This is a genomic window from Flavobacterium resistens, from assembly GCF_900182645.1.
Taxonomy (GTDB): domain Bacteria; phylum Bacteroidota; class Bacteroidia; order Flavobacteriales; family Flavobacteriaceae; genus Flavobacterium; species Flavobacterium resistens.
The window spans coordinates 278,281-299,497 of record NZ_FXTA01000004.1 but is presented as its reverse complement, the minus strand read 5'-3'; the positions used below and the strand labels follow the sequence as shown (position 1 = coordinate 299,497).

The window sequence follows — 21,217 nt, the reverse complement described above, 5'->3', positions numbered from 1 at the left end:
TAAAACACTATCCATTGAAAAATCTAAAGAATCTGAGAAATCGACAGAATTTAGTGCTTTGGAAAAGCTCTTTTATTGAAAACCAATAATATTCCAACTCCTGTAGAAATAGCTATATCGGCAACATTAAAAATAGCATTGAAAAAAGCAAAATGTTTGCCTCCAAAAATTGGCAGCCAAGTTGGTAAATTACCTTCCCAGATAGGAAAATAAAACATATCAACTACTAAACCATGGAACCAGCTTCCATAAGGATTCGGCGAAAAAAGTGTTGCCATAGTGTGCGTGCTGTCATCAAAAATAACTCCGTAAAAAACCGAATCTATGATATTACCCGCTGCTCCAGCAAAAATTAATGCAATCGCCACTACTAAATAAGTAGAATGACGTTTTTTAATCGCATCTGAAAGCCACCAACCGATACCGAAAACAGCAAAAATTCTAAAAACAGTCAGAATTAATTTTCCATATTCACCTGGAATTTTTGTTCCCCATGCCATTCCTTCATTTTCTATAAAATGAATCTTAAACCAATCAAATAAAACAACCTCTTCACCCAGAACAAAGTTTGTTTTTACGTAGATTTTTGATAGTTGATCAACAATTAAAACTAAAAATATAAGGAAATACGCTTTTCGTAATGACATTTTATAAAATTTTGATGCGCAAAAATAACTAATTAAATCAAAAAAGCACTTTTTAAGTAACGTTAATTGTTTCGTAATAAATCGAAATCAAACGGATTCGCTTTTTGCATCTGTAAGAAATGCTTTTTCGCAATATAATTTACCGAAATTAAAACTTGGAAAGTCGTATTAAAGAAAAAAGCGCCCCATTTTGGGACGCTTTTTTTAAGAATGATAATATTATTATCTCTGCAAGTTTTTAGCTTCGATACTCATTGTAGCATGAGGAACAATTTTAAGCCTTTCTTTGCTGATTAATTTACCTGTTACTTTGCAAATACCATATGTTTTGTTTTCAACACGGAATAAAGCGTTTTTCAAGTCGCGGATAAACTTCTCCTGACGAATTGCCAATTGAGAGTTTGCTTCTTTAGACATTGTTTCACTTCCTTCTTCAAAAGCTTTGAAAGTTGGAGATGTATCGTCTGTTCCGTTATTCAAATCATTCATATAGGCACTTTTGATCAAATCAAGATCTTCTTGTGCTTTTTTAATTTTTGCTTGGATTATTTCTTTGAACTCCGCCAAATCAGCGTCAGAGTATCTTGTAATTTCATCTATCATGGTATTATACTTTATTTTGAAATTAATATCATTGTTTTAATATCATCAAACTCAATTTCTGTGCCGTTTTCTAAAGCATCCACAAAAACCAAATCATCTGTTAATGTCTCAGACTTAATATAGTCTTCATTTTTCAAAACTGCATCTTCTAAAATGCTGTCTCTCTTTATCTGTACCTTAATCTTATCAGTAACTTCAAATCCTGAATCTTTACGGATATTCTGAATTCTGTTTACCAATTCTCTCGCGATACCTTCATTTTTCAACTCTTCAGAAATTGTAATGTCAAGCGCAACTGTAATTCCATTTGAATTTGCAACCAGCCATCCTTCAATATCCTGAGATGTTATTTCGACGTCTTCTAATGATAAAGTTACATTATTTCCAGAAATAACAATATCCAGTGTTCCCTGCTTGTCCAACTCATTAATTTGCTCAGCTGAAAAACCTTGTATTCCCTTAGAAATCAGACCCATATCCTTTCCAAAACGTGGCCCAAGAGCCTTAAAATTAGGCTTAATTTGTTTTACCAAAATACCTGAAGCATCGTCTAAAAGTTCGATTTCTTTCACGTTTACTTCGGCTTTTACCAGGTCAGAAATAGCTTCGATTTCAGCTCTCTGATTGTCGTCAAGTACCGGAATCATTACCTTTTGCAAAGGTTGACGCACTTTGATCATTTCCTTTTTTCTAAGTGATAGAACCAAAGAAGAGATCGTCTGCGCCTTCTGCATTTTGCTCTCTAACGTTTTATTAACAAAGTTTTCGACAAATTTCGGGAATTCAGCCAAGTGAACACTAGCAAAATCCTCGGTTCCCGTCGAAGCAGTTAAATCGCGATACAATTTATCCATAAAAAATGGAGCTACTGGAGCGCTCAATTTACTGATTGTTAACAAGCAAGTATAAAGCGTTTGGTAAGCTGCGATTTTATCTTTAGCATATTCCCCTTTCCAGAAACGACGACGGCATAAACGAACATACCAGTTACTTAAGTTTTCTTGAACGAATTCAGAAATAGCTCTTGTCGCTTTTGTTGGTTCGTAATCTTCATAACATTCGTCAACAAACTTCACTAAAGTATTCAACTCAGAAATAATCCATTGATCGATTTCTGGTCTTTCGTTTAACGGAATCTCTGCTTCAGCATATTTAAATCCGTCGATGTTAGCATATAACGAAAAGAAAGAATAAGTGTTGTATAAAGTTCCGAAGAATTTACGGCGAACCTCAGCAATTCCCTCAAGGTCAAACTTTAAGTTATCCCACGGATTTGCGTTCATAATCATGTACCAACGTGTGGCATCAGGACCGAATTCTTCAATGGTTTTAAACGGGTCTATAGTATTTCCTTTACTCTTAGACATTTTAATTCCGTTTTTATCTAAAACCAAACCGTTTGAAACTACGTTTTTATACGCTACTTTATCAAAAACCAAAGTTCCGATAGCGTGTAATGTATAAAACCATCCACGAGTTTGATCTACTCCTTCTGCAATAAAATTCGCAGGAAAATCTTTGTTCCCATCGATTTTATCTTGATTTTCAAAAGGATAATGCCATTGTGCATAAGGCATTGCTCCAGAATCAAACCAAACGTCGATCAAATCGCTTTCGCGTTTCATTGGCTGGCCTGAAGCCGAAACCAATGTAATTTGATCCACTACATTTTTGTGCAAATCAATTAAATCATAATTTGATTCAGACATATTTCCGATTTCAAAACCTTTAAACGGATTTTCCTTTTGAAAACCAGCTTCAATAGATTTCTCGATCGCATTGTATAATTCTTCAACAGAACCAATAAGAACTTCTTCTTTTTTGTCTTCAGTTCTCCAAATTGGCAACGGAATTCCCCAATATCTAGAACGAGATAAGTTCCAGTCGTTGGCATTTTTAAGCCAGTTTCCAAAACGTCCTTCACCAGTAGATTTAGGTTTCCAATTGATAGTTTCGTTCAGGTCGAACATTCTATCTTTTACATCGGTTACTTTGATGAACCATGAATCTAGGGGATAATATAATAACGGCTCGTCAGTTCTCCAACTGTGTGGGTAACTGTGCACGTATTTTTCAACTTTAAAAGCTTTATTTTCTTCTTTTAGACGAATTGCGATTTCAACATCCACCGATTTCTCCGGAGCTTGTCCTGCATCGTAATATTCGTTTTTCACATATTTACCAGCAAGTTCACCAACATGAGAAGTGAATTTCCCTTGTAAATCAACTAACGGAACTGCATTTCCTTCTTCATCCAAAACCAACATTGGCGGAACTTCCGGTTTTGCTTCTTTTGCCACTTTAGCATCATCTGCACCAAAAGTTGGCGCTGTATGCACGATTCCTGTTCCGTCTTCTGTAGTAACGAAATCACCAGAAATTACTCTAAATGCATTTTCTGCATTTTGATATGGCAATACATAAGGCAATAATTGCTCGTAACGGATTTCTACTAAATCTGCTCCTTTTGCTTCAGTTAAGATTTTATATGGAAGTTTTTTGTCGCCGTTTTTAACATTGTCAAAATCAGCATCATCTTCACTTAAGAAAAATCCTTTTCCGAATTGTTTTCCAACTAAGTTTTTGGCCAAAATCACATTGATTGGCTCAAAAGTATATTGATTGAAAGTTTTTACTAAAACATAATCGATTTTTGGCCCAACTGTTAGAGCTGTATTCGACGGCAATGTCCAAGGAGTTGTCGTCCAAGCTAAAATGTGAATATCTCCAAAACCTTGTAAAAAGCTTGGAAGCGTTTCCGGCAAAGTCTTGAATTGTGCTACAATTGTAGTATCTGTAACATCTCTATAAGCTCCAGGCTGATTTACTTCATGAGAAGATAATCCAGTTCCGGCTTTTGGAGAATATGGCTGAATCGTGTATCCTTTATACAACAAACCTTTATCGTAGATTTGTTTCAAAAGCCACCAAACAGATTCCATGTATTTTGGTTTGTAAGTCACATATGGATCTTCCATATCAACCCAATATCCCATTTTTTCGGTCAAGTCATTCCATACGTCAGTATAACGCATAACGGTTTTTTTACACGCTTCGTTATATTCTTCGATCGAAATCGTTTTGCCAATATCTTCTTTTGTAATTCCTAATTCTTTTTCAGTACCCAATTCAACAGGCAAACCGTGAGTATCCCATCCGGCTTTTCTTTTTACCTGAAAACCTTTTTGAGTTTTATATCTGCAAAAAATATCTTTAATCGCACGCGCCATTACGTGGTGAATTCCTGGTAATCCGTTTGCTGAAGGCGGACCTTCAAAAAATACGAAAGGCTCAGCACCTTCGCGAGTAGTTACACTCTTTTCAAATATATTTTCTTTCTTCCAAAAATCAAGAACTTCAGACGCTACCGTTGGCAAGTCAAGTCCTTTGTATTCAGTAAATTTTGTACTCATTTTATCCTTTTCTTAAACGAGGTGCGAAAGTAAGGAATTTTGAGGAAAATAGATAAAAGATGAAAGAAAAAAGACCGATTTCAGGAAATTTCAGGTATATTCCGCAACAAATAATAGCCTTTTAATCGATTTAAGAGAAAACTTCCTTTAAAATCTCTAAAGATTTAGGTTTTTTGAATCCTTCCAAATGCAGACTGTAATAATCAATCAGAATTTTTAGAAGAATTTGCCTTTCTAAAACATGAAAGACTTTTTGATCATTATCGAATTTTAATTCGACCAATTTTTTAAACAAATTGGTTTCGTGTTCCGTTAAAACACTTGCTCCTTGAAAAAGTGTAAAAACACCTTCATTCATTTCAAAATGAGGCAAATTTATTTCTGAAATATCTGGATAAAAACCCAAATATTTTGTGATTTCTAAAAGTAGAATCAAATGAAAATTGGAAATTTCTTCATGATGATCCAGCCAAGTCAAAGCCGTTTCTAAAAAGAGAAAAAGCTGTTCGTTTTTTTCTTCTTCCTGAATGGAATAGTGAAGCATTTCAGACAAAAACATCACCATTGTACTTTTTACAATATCAGTATGAATGCTCTGAAACGGAACTGCACTTTTTATTTCTTTAAAATTTTCCAGTGTTCCTTTATTTTTATGAACGGCTTCAATTTCTAAAATCGAAAACGGCTGAAAATAAGCAATCTTCTGGCTCGCTTTCCGACTCGAAAAAGCATCGCGTACAAAATACGATTTCAGTCCGCTTGAAAGTGTAAAACATTTTACGATCAAGCTTTTTTCCTGAAATTTTAGGGATGAGATTACTATGGCTTTGGTTTTGACTAGCAAAGTTTTTGTTTTTTTGTTTCAGGTTTCACGTTTCAGGTTTTACTGAAAACTGAGACCGCGACTGAATACTATCTAAAGTAAATTTTTAATATTTTAATTCAACTTTCTCTATTAAAAGAAAATCAAAAAAACCATTTTTCAATTTTATTTCAACAGCTTTTGCCATCGAAATTTCCAAATACTCATTTTTTGGAAGATTAATATCTCGTTCATCTCCTTCAATTTTAACAACAATATGATGAACAGAGCGTCTAGAGGCCTCGTGTTTTTCCAGAATCAAAACAGTTTGTTTGTAATCTTTATTGTCAGATAAATATTCATTTAAAACAAAAAAAGCTGAACAAGAAATTGATCCGTATACCCATAAGCTCCACACAAAATGATCATATGTTTTAAAATCAACTCCTTGAAATCCTTTTTCATATTGATACAAAATTGCCCCAAACAAAAGCCCTGAAACAACAAAAATACCTACTAAATAACTAAATTTAATAATCGTAAAATTATCGTATTGTCTTAATGAATGAAAGAAACAAAAGAAGGCTAAGAAAAAAAGCATTAACCGCAAAATTAAAATTTTGTTCCCTTTCTTCTTTCGCTTTGGCATTCCACTTTTATTTCTTCTGCTCATCCTTAAAACTAATTTTGACTAACGAATAATCATAACTTTTTTGACTTTCGTTTCACCTCCGTCTTGCGCAGAAATAAAAATCATATAAACTCCAGAAGAAACTTTATATTTTCCAAAAGCGGTTGTGTCCCATTCAATTGTTCCTCCTTCTGAAGTTGTTTCGTAAACCAAATTACCTTCAATGTCTGTGATTTTAATATTGGCTTTATCCAATAATCCCGCAACTTTTACAGTTCCCGAATAGGTTGGCCGTACCGGATTTGGATACACATAAACATTACTCAAATCTTCATTGGCTTCAGTTGCGATTCCGCCAAAAGAAATTAAACCTTTATTGGTCGCAATAAAAACTTCACCCGTTGTACTATTGATTTTAATATCATTTATGGCATTACTAGGCAAAGGCGAATTACTATTTGTAAAATGATATTTTGTTTCCTGTCCGTTTGGCGAAACCATAAAAACCCCAGAATCACTTGTTCCAATCCATTTATTATTTGCGCCATCAACCGCAATTGTGGTAATAAATTGCTCGTAAAGAAGCTCCTGAGCCAAATTATCTTCCATAATAATTATTGGATTCGCTTTTAGCTGGCTGTCATTCTGAAAATTTCCAACATTGGACAAAACGCGCAATCCTTTTGTCGTTCCAATCCAAAGCTGATTTTTAGTATCAATTGCAAGCGCTCTAACATCGGCAACTGGAAGATTTCCGGCATCGGCACCAAAAGTCATTTTTTTGAAGGTATTATTCGTTTCATTAAAACCAACAACACCGTCACGATTTGTTCCAATCCATTTTACGCTGTTTTTATCCACCAAAATACTGGAATAACTGCTAGCTTGAGCATCGTCTAAGATTGAGGTCATGGCATAACTTCCCCATTGACCATTGGTTTTTAAAACTTTCAAACCATTTTTTATACGACTGTTTGTAACCCACAAATTTCCTGCTTTATCGAAAGCAGTCGCATTGATACGGACATCAATATAATTTGGACCTTCAGTAGTAATTGATTCTAAACCGCTATTTTTTTCATTATACAAAAGATTCGGAACATCATTTTCTATTCGCAATAAACCTGAAAAAAATGAACTTGCATAAACTTGTTTTTCATTCTTTGGATTCACAATAACTCTTGTCATCGACTTTGCATTGTAAACGTCAGAATAAGAAATATTTAGCCAGCCAGAAGTATTGTATTTACTAACCCCATAACTATCTAAATCATACGGATTATAATAGGTGTCATAATCTCCATAAACTGTCCAAAGAACACTTGGCGTTACATCCATTGAAAAAATATTATTTCGGGCCGGCCCAGATGGAGTACTATTTACAAATGCAGAACTGCTTGAAAGCGATGATGAAAACAAACCTTTTTCTTTTGTTCCAATAAAAATCACATTGCCGACCGAAGTTGCGCAAGTAAAATTTATAGTATTATCCAATACCTGAGCATTAGAAATTTGCCGAATTAATACCATTTGATTGCTATAAACATATACAGCATTTTTTATGGTTATAAACAAATTATGATTTTTCGCCCGCATATCAACCGAAGCCTGTGGAAGTTGCGAAAATCCAACAAAATTGTTAGTGTTAAATCGATGAATATAACCCGAAGAATTAATAGCAATCAGTTCTGCATCTAAACTTTCAACACTTGACCAATCGCCGGTATTCACAACAGACCATTGCTTAAAATCATTTAAATTGGGATTTGCAATATCGGCGCTTCTTATTCCGCTTGAAGTTGCGGCGTAAATAAATCCGTTAAAAAATGTAGTTTGCTTAACACTGATTTCTGCGCCATTATCTCCTATAAAATAGGTGTCACCAAATTTCAGAGTTGTCAAATTAAACTGTACAATTCCAAAATCGCAGGAGACATAAACCAAACCATTATGCTCCATAAAATGATTGATTTTTTTTAGATTAGGAGCCAATTGCTTATTGATGATATCTACAACTTTAAGCATGCTTCCATCAGCTTCATTAATTACAATCATCAAACCATTTTCATAACCTACAATTGTTTTTTTAAAGGTTTCGCTATAATGCATAGCCGAAATAGTCTGACCTGAAAGTCCGTCAACAGTAGTAATGGTTTTAGTTGTATTTGTTGTTGCATCTTTTGTAAACAAAGCATTTTCTGAGGCTGCAAAAACCGCAGTAGAAGATTCTGAAATATCTTTTACTTCGTTGAACGAAAAATAACCTTGCCATGACAATTTGTTCTGTGAAAAACTAAATTGAGACAAGAGTAAAAACAAAATATACAGAAACTTTCTTTTCATTATTTTACGTATTCGAATAAACAAATATACTACAAACGGAATTATTTGTTTTTTGTTCTTTTTATAAATAAAAAAAACCTTCAAATGTCCAGAGACAAATGAAGGCATTTCAAAAAACTATAACTAAAAATTACACTACACCTTGAGCGAGCATAGCATCGGCAACTTTAACAAATCCTGCAATGTTTGCTCCTTTTACGTAGTTCACATAGCCGTCTTCTTCAGCGCCATATTTTTTACATTGGTTGTGAATTCCAACCATAATGTCTTTTAATCTTAAATCTACTTCCTCACTTGTCCAGTTTAGACGAATAGAGTTTTGTGTCATTTCTAATCCAGATGCAGCAACACCACCAGCATTAGCTGCTTTTCCTGGAGCAAAAAGTACTTTATTATCTAAGAAAAGTTTAATAGCATCTAATGTCGAAGGCATATTAGCCGCTTCAGTTACACATAAAACGCCATTATCAATCAATTTCTTAGCATCTTCTCCAGTTAACTCATTTTGAGTTGCGCATGGAATTGCGATATCTACTTTTACTTCCCACGGACTTTTTCCTTTATGGAAAATCGCATTTGGATACTTCTCTAAATATCTTTCTGCTCTGTTATCTCCGGTAGCTCTCATTTCAACCATATGGTCGATTTTTTCTCCGGAAATTCCGTCTTCATCATAAATATAACCATCAGGTCCAGAAATCGTAACTACTTTTCCTCCTAATTCATTTATTTTTAAAGCTACTCCCCAAGCTACGTTTCCAAATCCTGAAATCGCAACTCTTTTACCTTTTATATCATGACCAATTGTACGAAGCATTTGATCTGTAAAATATACAACTCCATATCCTGTAGCTTCAGGACGTATTAATGAACCTCCATAAGCCAAACCTTTTCCAGTTAAAACTCCTGTAAATTCATTTCTGATTCTTTTATATTGACCAAACAAATAACCAATTTCTCTTGCTCCAACGCCGATATCTCCAGCTGGAACGTCAAGATCTGGACCGATATGACGGCACAATTCTGTCATAAATGATTGACAGAAACGCATAATTTCACCATCCGATTTTCCTTCTGGATCAAAATCAGAACCACCTTTTCCTCCGCCCATTGGAAGTGTTGTCAAACTATTTTTAAAAACTTGTTCGAAAGCAAGAAATTTTAAAACTGATAGGTTTACAGTGTGATGAAATCTAATACCTCCCTTATAAGGTCCGATTGCTGAATTCATCTGAATTCTAAATCCGCGGTTTACAATAATTTCTCCTTTATCATCTACCCATGGAACTCTGAAAATTATAGATCTTTCCGGTTCAGCTATTCTAAGAAGTAAATTTTTTCCATCATATTTTTTTCTTTCAGCAATAAACGGAATAACTGTTTCTGCAAATTCTCTGACAGCCTGAAGAAATTCTGGTTCGTTTGGATTTTTTGACTCAACCAGAGCCATAAATTCATTTATTTTTTGTTCCATTTTTAAATAAATTATTCAAATAATAGTTTTTAGCTTAAAATCAATTATAATAAGAAAAACGCCTTAAAGAAAACGTTTTCGTAACAACATGCAAAGATAAGGCAAAACAATCATGAATTGTTATTTTTTTTCGTTTTTAGAGAAGAATTGTGTAATTTCTAAACAAAAATTAAAATACAATTTTACACCTCTGATTTTACATCAAATCATTGCACTTAAAGTCAGAAAATTAAGTGTTTTGTTACTAAATTTTTAATACAAGAATTTATTATTTTGATTAGACAACCTTTTTTATATATTTGCCAAGATTTGAAAGCCCAAATACTATGCTCAAACCCGTAATTATCACGCTATTTACCATTCTTGGTATCAGTACTGCAGTAAACGCCCAATCTGATTTAGCACAAGAAATAGGAATATTCGCAGGACCTGTAACACTGCAATCTGATTTTGGTCAGAGAAACAACTTTGACACTAACGTCGGAAACACCGGATTTGGGATTGGAGTTATGCATTTCATCAACTTTTCAGCCGCCAATAATCATGAAAGTTTTTTTACTGAACACTTTAAAGTAAGATCTGAACTTTCGTTTAGCCATACTGAACTTAAACATTTTGGAAGATGGGTTGACAAAACGCCAGAAACGGTATTTGTTAAGATGCTTAAAAACATGGAAGCAAGTTCAACTACATTAGGAATAGGATCTCAATTAGAATTTTCTTTTATCAAAATACATGACTTCGAAAACACAGTTGGTAGTTTCAGTCCGTATTTGAGTCTTGGATTTCAGGTAGACTATTATTCAGCAAAAGTTGGTTCTCGTTTAGGAGATTTGACATTTCCAAATGTTACTATAGGAAAATATTTAACACCATCAGACGGAAGACCACACGGTTTTTCTACTGAAACAGGAGTTGTTTTAGCCGCAACCGGAGGAGTTGGTGTTCATTATAAAATGACAACAATGAGCGATTTAATGTTTGAAACTCGTTTTAAAATGTTCAGCAATGACTGGGTCGATGGTCTAAATCCTAATAAAGATATTTATAAAGAAAACAAGTCAAACGACTGGCAAGTATGGTTTAACTTTGGATACATCTATTATTTAGAGTTCTAGAGAAATTCCAAAATAAAAAAAATCCCAAATTCCAAAATAATCAAAATTGGAATTTGGGATTTTTTATTGCTATTTTTTTTAAGATAAAGCCTGCTCTAAATCGGCGATTAAATCTTCAGCATCTTCGATACCAACGCTTAATCTCACTAAATCATCAGTTATACCAACCTCAGCTCTTTTATCTGCAGGAATCGATGCATGCGTCATTAAAGCCGGATGATTTGCCAAAGATTCCACTCCGCCTAAAGATTCTGCTAAAGTAAATACCTTTAGTTTCTCTAAAAATGCAATCGAATCTTCTTTTTTACCTGAAACAAAAGTAAACGAAACCATTCCGCCAAAAGCTTTCATTTGCTTTTTAGCAATTTCGTGAAAAGGATGATTTTTTAATCCTGGATAATAAACCGTTTTAATTTTAGGATGATTACTCAAAAATTCTACTACTTTTTCTCCATTTTCACAATGTCTTTGAACTCTTAACGAAAGTGTTTTAATTCCTCTTAAAACTAAAAAACTATCCATTGGTCCTAACGTTGCTCCAGTTGCAAATTGCTGAAAATGCAATTGATCTCCTAAAGCTTCATCTTTTACAATTAAAGCTCCGGCAATTACATCAGAATGTCCTCCTAAATATTTTGTCGCTGAGTGCATAACGATATCAGCTCCTAAATCTAGTGGTTTTTGTAAATAAGGTGTTGCAAAAGTATTATCTACTGCAAATAAAATTTTATGCGCTTTTGTGATTTTGGCAACTTCTTCGATATCAGCCAATTTCATCAATGGATTTGTTGGCGTTTCAACCCAAATCAGTTTTGTATTTTCATTGATTAACGATTTCAATTTCTCCAAATCAGTCATATCAACAAAATGGAATTTAATTCCAGAATCTTTATAAATTCTAGAAAACATTCTATATGTTCCTCCGTATAAATCATCCATTGCAATGATTTCATCACCGGCTTTAAATGATCTTAAAATACAATCTGTTGCTGCTAAACCAGACGAAAAAGCAAGTCCGCGAGTTCCATTCTCAATACTTGCTAAAGCGTTTTCTAAAGCTGTACGAGTTGGATTTGAAGCTCGGCTATATTCATAATCTGCCAAAGGTTTTCCTGGACTTGTTTGAATAAAAGTTGAAGTTTGATATACCGGAGGCATTACTGCACCTGTACTTGGATCATGATGTTGACCACCATGTATTACTTTAGTATTGAATTTCATATAGTTACAAATTTTAATTCTATAAATGCTGTACAAATTTACCGTTTAATTTATTCTAATCCTGAAACAAGTTCTTACCTTTGTATATAATTAACACTTTTTGACATAAAACCACTGTCTGTCAGACTTTTGTGAAATTAAAATTTCGTTTCCATAAAAAGTGTTACCTTTTATATCTGCTAACAAATAACTTTCACATATATGAAACATTCTACTTTTTTAGTCTTTTTGTTTTTGATATTTACAAGTTGTAACAAAGAGCTTTCATTTGAAAATGAGACGTTTGAAAAAAAATCTACTATTCCCTGCAAAAGCGATTGTCCTGTAATTACTATTGAAGTTCCAATTGCAAAAAATGTAAAAATTACTGCAGACAGTATCAATAAAAAAGTTTTCAAAGTCGTAAAAGAGATTGTTTATTTTGACGAAAATCCTTCAAAAGCAATCAATTACAATATCCTCACAGAATCATTTATTTCGTCTTATGAAGAAATGCATAAAAAATTTCCAACTGAGACTTTTGGCTGGGAAGGAAAAATTATAGGAAATGTCGAATTCCATTCTGAAGAAATTTTAAACATCAAAATTGATCACTATACTTTTACCGGCGGTGCACATGGCTATCAAGGTTTTAAATCCTTATTATTTGATCCAAAGACCGGAAAAACAATTTTTAACGATCAATTATTCAAAAACGAAAAAGAATTTAAGGCTTTCGCCGAAAAAAAATTCAGAGAGAAATATAAAATTCCTGCCAAAGCAAATATCAATGCAACAGGTTTAATGTTTGAAAACGACAAATTTCAATTGCCACAAAATATTTTTTATACTGAAGAAGGCCTTCTGTTATACTACAACTCTTATGAAGCCGCATCATACGCTGATGGTCCAAAAGAAATATTATTTCCGTATGATGAAGTAAATCAATATTTGAAATATCATTAAAAGGTTCTAAGTTTTCCCGAGCAAAAGTTATTGGACGTCATATTTCATTTTACGAAGAATTCTTAAAGCTTCTTTAAACGACAAATACACTTGAGGAAAGGGTTTTAATAACAATTTTGAATCGATCAGTTTTTGTTTGGCTTCATCAAAACCATTCAAATAACAAATCATAAAAGTAGAAGGAAGATTTTCCAGATCAATCAATTCTCGTTCAGACAAAACGATTCCTTTTTGCAATTTTTGAAGCAATGCCATATTTGAATTATAAATATGATAAAGCATTTTGCGATTGAATTCGGGAGGATGAAAAAGTATTTTTCGATCGATTTTATAATAACCATTATCAAAAAAACGAATGGTTTGTTCTTCTAGCGGATAGTAACTTGTTTTGTCATTTAATCCAAGCGGAACGTATTCTGTAATCGTAAAACTATCATCATCAAAAATTATCGTTACAACATCCTGAGCCGAGTAAAAAAGTTTAATTTGTTCGTTAATCAACTCAATATCTACTCTGGAAAGAAACGTTTTATCACGCGATTTTTTAGGAACTCCTGCCCAGCAAATCACAAATAATTCTTTAAAAACACGATATTTCGGTGACATATCTTTGTGCCTGAAATTCATAAAATCAATAACACCGTCAAGTGTATATTGAATACTGTTTCGGGAATTATTTTCGATACCAATAACGGTTTCAGTATTTTGATAATTCTTCTCTACTTCTTCATGATTTTCTAAAGGAATTGAATTACTTCCGCGCCTAATGAAAATACTATTTGCAACAATTGTATGAATACCTTTTTTAAAATAAGAGATTTTGTTTTTCGGCTTAATGGTAACCAATCCGATTACTTTATCTTTCGGAAGATTTGGAAATGGTACATTTTCATATTGAATCTTTGGCGGATTTTCCAAAAAAGCGTTTACGAGATTCTGAATTCGGCTGTCATCAAAAAAATCGTCGCCAACAATTTCATTATCCTGATCTTCAACACCAACAACAATATAAGAGTTGTTCGTTGGATTTGAATTTGACAATGCGCAAATGTGCTTCAGAAACTTTCCTTTTCCTTCACGCGTATGCAAATTCAGTTGCCTTTTTTTATCATAAAAACTGCTCTCGTCATTGTGAGCAAGTAAATTCTTTATCAAAAGGCGCTTATTAATCATTTACTTCAGATTATGGGACTTCTTAGAAATTTAGACTTCTTAGATTATGATTTTCAGATTCCTAAGATAATCTAAAGATCTAAATTTCTAAGAAGTCTAACGATCTAATTTTAAATATTTTTCTTGACAATGGTTGCAGAAGCCTGTGCCGTTGGAAACACAATCAAATCGGCAATATTAACATGATACTTTCTTGAAACTACAAAATGAATAATATCTGCAATATCTTCCGCCTGAAGCGCATCTAAACCTTTATATACATTTGAAGCTCTATCGGCATCACCTTTAAAACGAACTTCGCTGAATTCAGTTTCAACCATTCCCGGGTGAATTGCACCAACTCTAATTCCGTACGGATTCAAATCCATTCGCATTCCGTTGTTGATAGCATCTACAGCATGTTTTGAAGCGCAATAAACGTTCCCGTTTGGATAAACTTCTTTCCCTGCAATTGATCCGATATTGATAATATGTCCCGCTTTTCTCTCGATCATCTGCGGAATAATTGCCTTAGAAACATACAAAAGTCCTTTTACATTAATATCAATCATAGCATCCCAATCATCAATATCTCCATTTTGAATCGGATCTAAACCGTGTGCATTTCCAGCATTATTGATTAAAACATCAATTGTTGAAAAATCTTCTGGCAAAGAATTAATTTCTGAGAAAACGGCATCTTTATCCCGAACATCAAAAGATAAAGAATGTACTTCTGTAAAAGCAGAAAGCTCTTTTTCCAATTCTTCTAAACGATCTTTACGTCTGCCACAAAGAATAACTTTATAATTGTTTTTTGCCAGTATTTGTGCGGTTGCTTTTCCAATTCCGCTTGTTGCTCCAGTAATTAGGGCTGTTTTTTTCATTTTAAGTATTTGTTTTTGCCCACGGATTTTACAGATTAAACAGATTCACACTGTAATTTTTTAAACCTGTTTAATCCGTAAAATTCTGTGGGCCAATATTTTTATCTACGCAACATCGTCGCCCATACTTTCTGTCCAGATGGCAAACCAGTCTTCTTTGTCCATATCTAATTCAACTGCTTTTAATAAAGATTGAATTCTGGCAACGTTAACAGTTCCTGCAATTGGAATAACTCCTGCCGGATGTTTTAAAATCCAGGCCAACAAAAGTGTATCTGCACCTAAATGATATTTTTCCAAAAGCACTGAAAACAGTTTTTTCAAGCGGCGTGTTTTTTTGGTATCTTCTCTAAAAACAGTTCCAAGCGGATTCCATGACAACGGTCGAATTCCATGCGTTTGCATATAATCCAAACTTCCGTCAGTCATTGCTTCAAAATGTGTTGCAGAAAATTGTACCTGATTAAAACTTACTTCAGTTTTCTGGCGAATTAATTCGGTTTGAGAACTTGTAAAATTCGAAAGTCCAAAATCAATAATTTTTCCTTCCGATTTTAATTTTTCAACTGCTTCAGCAATTTCATCAGCCTGCATCAGCGGACTTGGTCTGTGCAATAAAAAAACGTCGATAAAATCTGTTTTGAGTTTCTTTAGTGATTCTTCAACAGACCAAATTATATAGTCTTTAGAATAATCATAATGTTTGATTTTTGTGTTGCGGTTTTCATTCACCAACTGAATACCGCATTTTGTAATTAATTGTACTTTTTCGCGGGAAATTTTACTTGCTTTAAATGCTTTTCCAAATTCAGCTTCGGTGGTATAGTCGCCGTAAATATCGGCATGATCAAAAGTGGTAATTTTGTTTTCGATACTAATTTGTATCAAGTTTTCCATTTCTTTAGCTGAAAGGTTTTTGTCCCAGATTCCCCAATTCATAGTGCCTGAAATAATAGGCGATAATGTTGTTTTGCTCATGGTTATATTGCGTTATTTTTGGTAATAAATATGCTTTTTAAAAACATATCCATCAAAGTTCTTAAAAATATAAAAATAGATTCACAATTCGTCCTTAAAATTAGGTGTTTGGTCGAAGTTTTAACCATTCTTTAACATCTTACTTCTCAAAAAATATTCAATTTGCACTCTCAAAAACCGGACGTAAAAATCAAGAGTTTAAAAAAGCTTTTAAAAACATTTATATGGAAGAAAATACAACGACTTTAGACATTAGAGCGATCAATGAAAAAATTGAAAGAGAAAGTGCTTTTATAGACCTTCTTACAATGGAAATGAACAAAGTTATTGTGGGCCAGAAACACATGGTCGAACGTTTATTAATTGGTCTTTTAGGACAGGGACATATTTTACTTGAAGGAGTTCCTGGTTTGGCCAAGACTTTAGCAATTAACACGCTATCTCAAGCGGTTCAAGGTTCTTTCAGCCGTATCCAGTTTACGCCCGATTTATTGCCTGCCGATGTTATCGGAACAATGATTTACAATATTAAAGCAAACGAATTCTCTATTAAAAAAGGACCAATCTTTGCTAATTTCGTACTTGCCGACGAGATCAACCGTGCTCCTGCAAAAGTACAATCTGCACTTCTTGAGGCAATGCAGGAAAAACAAGTAACTATTGGTGACACCACTTTCAAATTAGATCGTCCATTTTTGGTTCTTGCCACTCAAAACCCGGTTGAACAAGAAGGAACTTACCAACTTCCTGAAGCTCAGGTTGACCGTTTCATGTTGAAAACTGTTATCGATTATCCAAAAATTGACGAAGAGCGTTTTGTAATTCGCCAAAACTTAAAAGGATCTTACGAAAAAGTAAACCCGGTGGTTTCTGTAGATCAAATTTTACGTGCACAAGAAGCTGTTCGTGAAGTTTACATGGATGAAAAAATTGAGAAATATATCTTAGATATCATTTTTGCTACACGTTACCCAGAAAAATACAAATTAGCCGATTTAAAACCGCTTATCAGTTTTGGAGCTTCTCCTCGTGGAAGTATCAACTTGGCTAATGCTGCTAAATGTTATGCTTTCATTAAACGTCGTGGCTATGTAATTCCAGAAGATGTTCGTGCAGTTGTTCACGATGTTTTACGTCACAGAGTTGGAATCACTTACGAAGCAGAAGCAGAAAACATTACTTCTGTAGACATTATCAACAAAATCGTTAACGAGATTGAGGTACCATAAATAGTAATTAGTAAAGAGTGATTAGTAATTAGCTTTCTGCTTTTTTGCTATTCACTAACTACTATTCACTAATCACTACAGAAAATGGATACAAAAGAGCTTTTAAAAAAAGTACGGAAAATAGAAATCAAGACCAAAAGATTGAGTAATCATATCTTTTCGGGAGAATACCACTCTTCATTTAAAGGACGAGGAATGACGTTTAGCGAGGTGCGTCAATACCAATACGGAGATGATATTCGTAACATCGATTGGAACGTAACCGCACGCTACAACGAAGCTCACGTTAAAGTATTTGAAGAAGAACGCGAATTGACCATGGTTTTGATGGTTGATATTTCGGGTTCTGAAGGTTTTGGTTCAAAAACTCAGTTTAAAAAAGACATCGTAACCGAAATTGCGGCAACGATGGCTTTTTCGGCTACACAAAACAACGATAAAATTGGATTGATTTTATTTTCTGATAATGTTGAATTGTATATTCCACCAAAAAAAGGCCGTTCGCACGTTTTAAGAATCATTCGTGAATTAATCGAATTTGAACCAAAAAGCCACAAAACCGATATTTCTGAAGCTTTGAAATTTTTATCAGGAACTCAGAAAAAGAAAGCCATTGTTTTTATGATTTCAGATTTCATGTCTGAAAATTATGAGCAAACTTTAAAAATTGCTTCAAAAAAACATGACCTTACCGGAGTTCGCGTATATGATATCCGTGAGGAAAAAATTCCAAATTTAGGAATGGTAAACATGCTGGATGCAGAGACCGGAAAAACAATTTTGGTTGATACAGGTTCAAAAACAGTTCGAATGAACTATGAAAAACATTATCACGAAAGAGTAAATTATTTCAAGGAAACTTTCAGCAAATCTGGCGCTGGCGTGGTAAATACCAGAGTCGATGAAAATTATGTAACTAAATTATTAGGCTATTTCAAGTCTAGATAATTATCCCGAAACTTCGGGATTAGAAGGTTAGAATATTAGATTTTAAAATATCGTTTTTCAATTATAAAAAAATATAATCTGCTTAAATCTGTGTCATCCGTGTTCTATTTTTAAGCTTTCGTTTTAGACTAAAATCTGAAATCAAAAATCAAATGAAATTAAAATTTTACATATTTCTATTTTTGCTTACATCGGCGGTTTTTGCACAGCAAAAGCAAGTCGAAACTAGTATTGATACTACAAAAAACAAAATTGGAGCTGAATTCAAGCTTACGCTGAAAACAGTTGTAAGTTCAAAATCGAAAGTTGTTTTTCCTAAACAAAAAACTTTTGGACCTTTAGAAGTTATTCAGTCGTATCCAGTTGATACAGTAAAGAAAGACGGCAATTATGAACTGATCAAAAAATATGGACTAACACAATTTGATTCTGGAAAATATGTAATTCCGAGTGTTACGATTTTAATCGACAAAAAACCGTATTTCTCTGATTCAATCAAAGTTGAAGTTGCCAATGTAAAAGTCGATACTTTACAACAAAAAATGTACGATATCAAAGACATCAGCACTGCTGACGAAGGTCTTGGAAGTTGGTGGAAATATGTTTTAGCATTATTGATTATTCTTGGTATTGGAGCGTTTGTGTATTGGTATGTAAAAAAACGCCAACAAAAGAAAATCGAAGAAGAAGTTTATAAAACTCCTATCGAAAAAGCAACAAGCTTATTAAACAATCTAGAACAAAAAGAACTTGTTCAAAAAGGAGAAATCAAAGAATACTATAGCGAACTGACAGATATTGCCAGAAATTATATTGAAGAAGCCATTCACATTCCGGCAATGGAAAGCACGACTTCTGAATTAATTCAGGCAATAAGAACCGCTTCGACCAAAAAGAAAATGACTTTAACGCCAGAAACGGTTGAAAATTTAGAACGAGTTTTACGTCAGGCGGATTTGGTAAAATTTGCAAAATCAAAACCTTTGGATTTTGAAATTACTGAAGATAGAAATAAAATCCAAAAAGTAATTTTAACGTTGGATAATGCAATTCCGACAGAAATTCCATCAGAAGAAGATGAATTACTGAATGAAGCTCAAAGACAAAAACAGATTAAACTTCAATTAAAGAAACAAAGAAATAAACGAATTACGATTGCTGTCGCATCTGTTTTTGGTTTATTGATTGTAACGACAGCTGTTTTAATTGCTGTAAAAGGTTTCACTAATGTAAAAGACACCGTTTTAATGAACCCAACAAAACGCCTTTTGGAAAGCGAATGGGTAAAAAGTGAGTACGGAAATCCAGGAGTTTTACTTGAAACGCCTCAAGTTTTAAAACGAGTGGACCCATTAAAAGTTCTTCCGAAAGATGCTATGGCTTTAATTAAGGAAATGCAGCTTTTTGTTTATGGAGGCATGACGGACAATTTTTACATTGCGGTTTCAACGAGTAAATTCAAAACGCCAACAGAAATCGATTTGGCAAAAACATTAGAAGGTTCATTAAAAGTTATTGAAGCCCAAGGCGGACAAAATATAATTGTAAAACAAGAAGATTACCAAACAAACGAAGGTGTTCAGGGCTTAAAAGGATATGGAACGATGACAGTTATAAATCCCCTTACCAAAAGCAGTACAAAAGTGTATTACGAAATTCTTTTGTTTAAACAAGAACAAGGATTGCAGCAAATTATTATTTCGCACGAAGAAGGCGACAGCTACGGAAATACGATTACAGACCGAATTTTAAATTCTGTTGAACTTAGAAAAGCTAGTAACTAATGGGAAAGATCACTTTTTTAAATCCAGAATTCTTTTGGCTGTTTCTTTTGATTCCGATTGTGAGTGCTTGGTACTTCTGGAAACGAAACCAACAATCTGCAACTTTAAAAATGAGTTCAACTATCGGTTTTAAAAACAGCGAATCACTGTTGACAAAACTAAAACCATGCTTGTATGTTTTCAGGATTATTGCTTTATGTTCATTAATTATTGCTTTGGCAAGACCAAGAACAGTTGACATCAGCAATCAAACCAAAACAACTAAAGGAATTGATATTGTAATGGCAATCGACGTTTCCGGAAGTATGCTGGCAAAAGATTTGAAGCCAAACCGTATGGAAGCTTTAAAAAGAGTAGCCGCAGATTTTGTTGGCGAAAGACCTAATGACCGAATTGGTTTAGTTTTATATGCATCAGAAGCCTATACCAAAACACCTGTTACGAGCGATAAAGCCATTATTTTGGAAGCAATAAAGGAAATCAAATATGATACTGCTTTACAAGATGGAACTGGAATTGGAATGGGATTGGCAACTGCTGTAAACCGATTAAAAGACAGTAAAGCAAAAAGTCGCGTTATTATTTTATTGACAGACGGTGTAAATAATGCCGGATTTATTGAACCTGAAACTGCTGCAGACATTGCAAAACAATATGGCATCAAAGTTTACACTATTGGTCTGGGAACAAATGGAATGGCAGAATCTCCATATGCATATGGACCAAATGGCGGTTTCTTATTCAAAATGCAAAAAGTAGAAATTGATGAGCAATTAATGAAAAGCATTGCACGCAAAACTGATGGAACGTATTTTAGAGCAACCAGCAATGACAGATTAGCCCAAATTTATAATGCAATCAACAAATTAGAAACAACAGAAATACAGGAATTGAAGTTCTACGATTATGACGAAAAATACCGATTTTTTGTTTCATTGGCAGTCTTTTTATTATTGCTGGAAGTTGGTTTAAGAAATACGGTTTACAGAAGCTTCATTTAATTTTGGATTAAAAAAAATCTAAAATCTAAATTCAGAAATCT

At 33.7% G+C, this 21,217-nt stretch carries 17 protein-coding genes; 6 read left to right on the top strand and 11 right to left on the bottom strand.

Annotated features, from left to right (window positions below; translation table 11 throughout):
* Nucleotides 1–50: 50 nt before the first annotated feature.
* The 7 genes from FN795_RS15975 to gdhA form a co-directional block, all read right to left on the bottom strand.
* Nucleotides 51–647: a lipoprotein signal peptidase gene (locus tag FN795_RS15975; RefSeq protein WP_142451517.1), complete on the bottom strand. Its 597-nt coding sequence runs from the start codon at nt 645–647 to the stop codon at nt 51–53.
* 222 nt (nt 648–869) lie between these two features.
* Entirely contained in the window at nt 870–1,250 is a 381-nt protein-coding gene (locus tag FN795_RS15970; protein WP_012022792.1) for a TraR/DksA family transcriptional regulator, read from the bottom strand.
* An 11-nt stretch (nt 1,251–1,261) separates the two neighbouring features.
* Nucleotides 1,262–4,663, bottom strand: coding sequence for an isoleucine--tRNA ligase (ileS, locus tag FN795_RS15965; protein ID WP_142451516.1), 3,402 nt, complete (start codon nt 4,661–4,663; stop codon nt 1,262–1,264).
* A 130-nt stretch (nt 4,664–4,793) separates the two neighbouring features.
* Entirely contained in the window at nt 4,794–5,507 is a 714-nt protein-coding gene (gene recO / locus FN795_RS15960; RefSeq protein ID WP_142451515.1) for a DNA repair protein RecO, read from the bottom strand.
* Nucleotides 5,508–5,592: 85 nt separating this feature from the next.
* Nucleotides 5,593–6,066 carry a hypothetical protein gene (locus tag FN795_RS15955; protein WP_142451514.1) on the bottom strand — a complete coding sequence of 158 codons (474 nt, stop codon included), beginning with the start codon at nt 6,064–6,066 and terminating at the stop codon, nt 5,593–5,595.
* A gap of 90 nt (nt 6,067–6,156) precedes the next feature.
* Nucleotides 6,157–8,439 carry a type IX secretion system anionic LPS delivery protein PorZ gene (gene porZ, locus FN795_RS15950; RefSeq protein ID WP_142451513.1) on the bottom strand — a complete coding sequence of 761 codons (2,283 nt, stop codon included), beginning with the start codon at nt 8,437–8,439 and terminating at the stop codon, nt 6,157–6,159.
* Between the two features lie 130 nt (nt 8,440–8,569).
* The gene (gene gdhA, locus FN795_RS15945; RefSeq protein ID WP_133526148.1) at nt 8,570–9,913 is read right to left on the bottom strand and encodes an NADP-specific glutamate dehydrogenase; all 1,344 of its coding nucleotides are present in this window, start codon (nt 9,911–9,913) and stop codon (nt 8,570–8,572) included.
* Between the two features lie 326 nt (nt 9,914–10,239).
* Here gdhA and FN795_RS15940 point away from each other — a divergent pair, with 326 nt between their 5' ends.
* Nucleotides 10,240–11,031, top strand: a complete 792-nt coding sequence (locus FN795_RS15940) for a THC0290_0291 family protein (RefSeq protein WP_142451512.1) — start codon at nt 10,240–10,242, stop codon at nt 11,029–11,031.
* A gap of 78 nt (nt 11,032–11,109) precedes the next feature.
* Here FN795_RS15940 and FN795_RS15935 read toward each other — a convergent pair whose 3' ends face one another.
* Nucleotides 11,110–12,252, bottom strand: coding sequence for a cystathionine gamma-synthase (locus tag FN795_RS15935; RefSeq protein WP_035653075.1), 1,143 nt, complete (start codon nt 12,250–12,252; stop codon nt 11,110–11,112).
* Between the two features lie 201 nt (nt 12,253–12,453).
* Between FN795_RS15935 and FN795_RS15930 the strand changes: the two genes are divergently transcribed.
* Nucleotides 12,454–13,197, top strand: a complete 744-nt coding sequence (locus FN795_RS15930) for a DUF3298 and DUF4163 domain-containing protein (protein WP_142451511.1) — start codon at nt 12,454–12,456, stop codon at nt 13,195–13,197.
* A 27-nt stretch (nt 13,198–13,224) separates the two neighbouring features.
* Here FN795_RS15930 and FN795_RS15925 read toward each other — a convergent pair whose 3' ends face one another.
* The 3 genes from FN795_RS15925 to FN795_RS15915 form a co-directional block, all read right to left on the bottom strand.
* The gene (locus FN795_RS15925; RefSeq protein WP_142451510.1) at nt 13,225–14,370 is read right to left on the bottom strand and encodes an ATP-binding protein; all 1,146 of its coding nucleotides are present in this window, start codon (nt 14,368–14,370) and stop codon (nt 13,225–13,227) included.
* A gap of 110 nt (nt 14,371–14,480) precedes the next feature.
* Nucleotides 14,481–15,236: an SDR family NAD(P)-dependent oxidoreductase gene (locus FN795_RS15920; protein WP_142451509.1), complete on the bottom strand. Its 756-nt coding sequence runs from the start codon at nt 15,234–15,236 to the stop codon at nt 14,481–14,483.
* 105 nt (nt 15,237–15,341) lie between these two features.
* Nucleotides 15,342–16,214 carry an aldo/keto reductase gene (locus tag FN795_RS15915; protein WP_142451508.1) on the bottom strand — a complete coding sequence of 291 codons (873 nt, stop codon included), beginning with the start codon at nt 16,212–16,214 and terminating at the stop codon, nt 15,342–15,344.
* Nucleotides 16,215–16,438: 224 nt separating this feature from the next.
* Between FN795_RS15915 and FN795_RS15910 the strand changes: the two genes are divergently transcribed.
* The 4 genes from FN795_RS15910 (at nt 16,439) to FN795_RS15895 (ending at nt 21,176) form a co-directional block, all read left to right on the top strand.
* Complete coding sequence (locus FN795_RS15910; RefSeq protein WP_142451507.1) at nt 16,439–17,443, top strand: AAA family ATPase; 1,005 nt, start codon at nt 16,439–16,441, stop codon at nt 17,441–17,443.
* An 84-nt stretch (nt 17,444–17,527) separates the two neighbouring features.
* Nucleotides 17,528–18,391 (top strand): DUF58 domain-containing protein, encoded by an 864-nt coding sequence (locus FN795_RS15905; protein ID WP_035653065.1) that lies wholly within the window; start codon nt 17,528–17,530, stop codon nt 18,389–18,391.
* Between the two features lie 152 nt (nt 18,392–18,543).
* On the top strand, nt 18,544–20,175 hold the full coding sequence (locus FN795_RS15900; protein WP_142451506.1) for a phenylalanine--tRNA ligase subunit alpha: 1,632 nt from the start codon (nt 18,544–18,546) through the stop codon (nt 20,173–20,175).
* Nucleotides 20,175–21,176: a vWA domain-containing protein gene (locus tag FN795_RS15895; protein WP_142451505.1), complete on the top strand. Its 1,002-nt coding sequence runs from the start codon at nt 20,175–20,177 to the stop codon at nt 21,174–21,176. The genes FN795_RS15900 and FN795_RS15895 overlap by 1 nt, the downstream gene beginning before the upstream one ends.
* Nucleotides 21,177–21,217 lie beyond the last annotated feature (41 nt).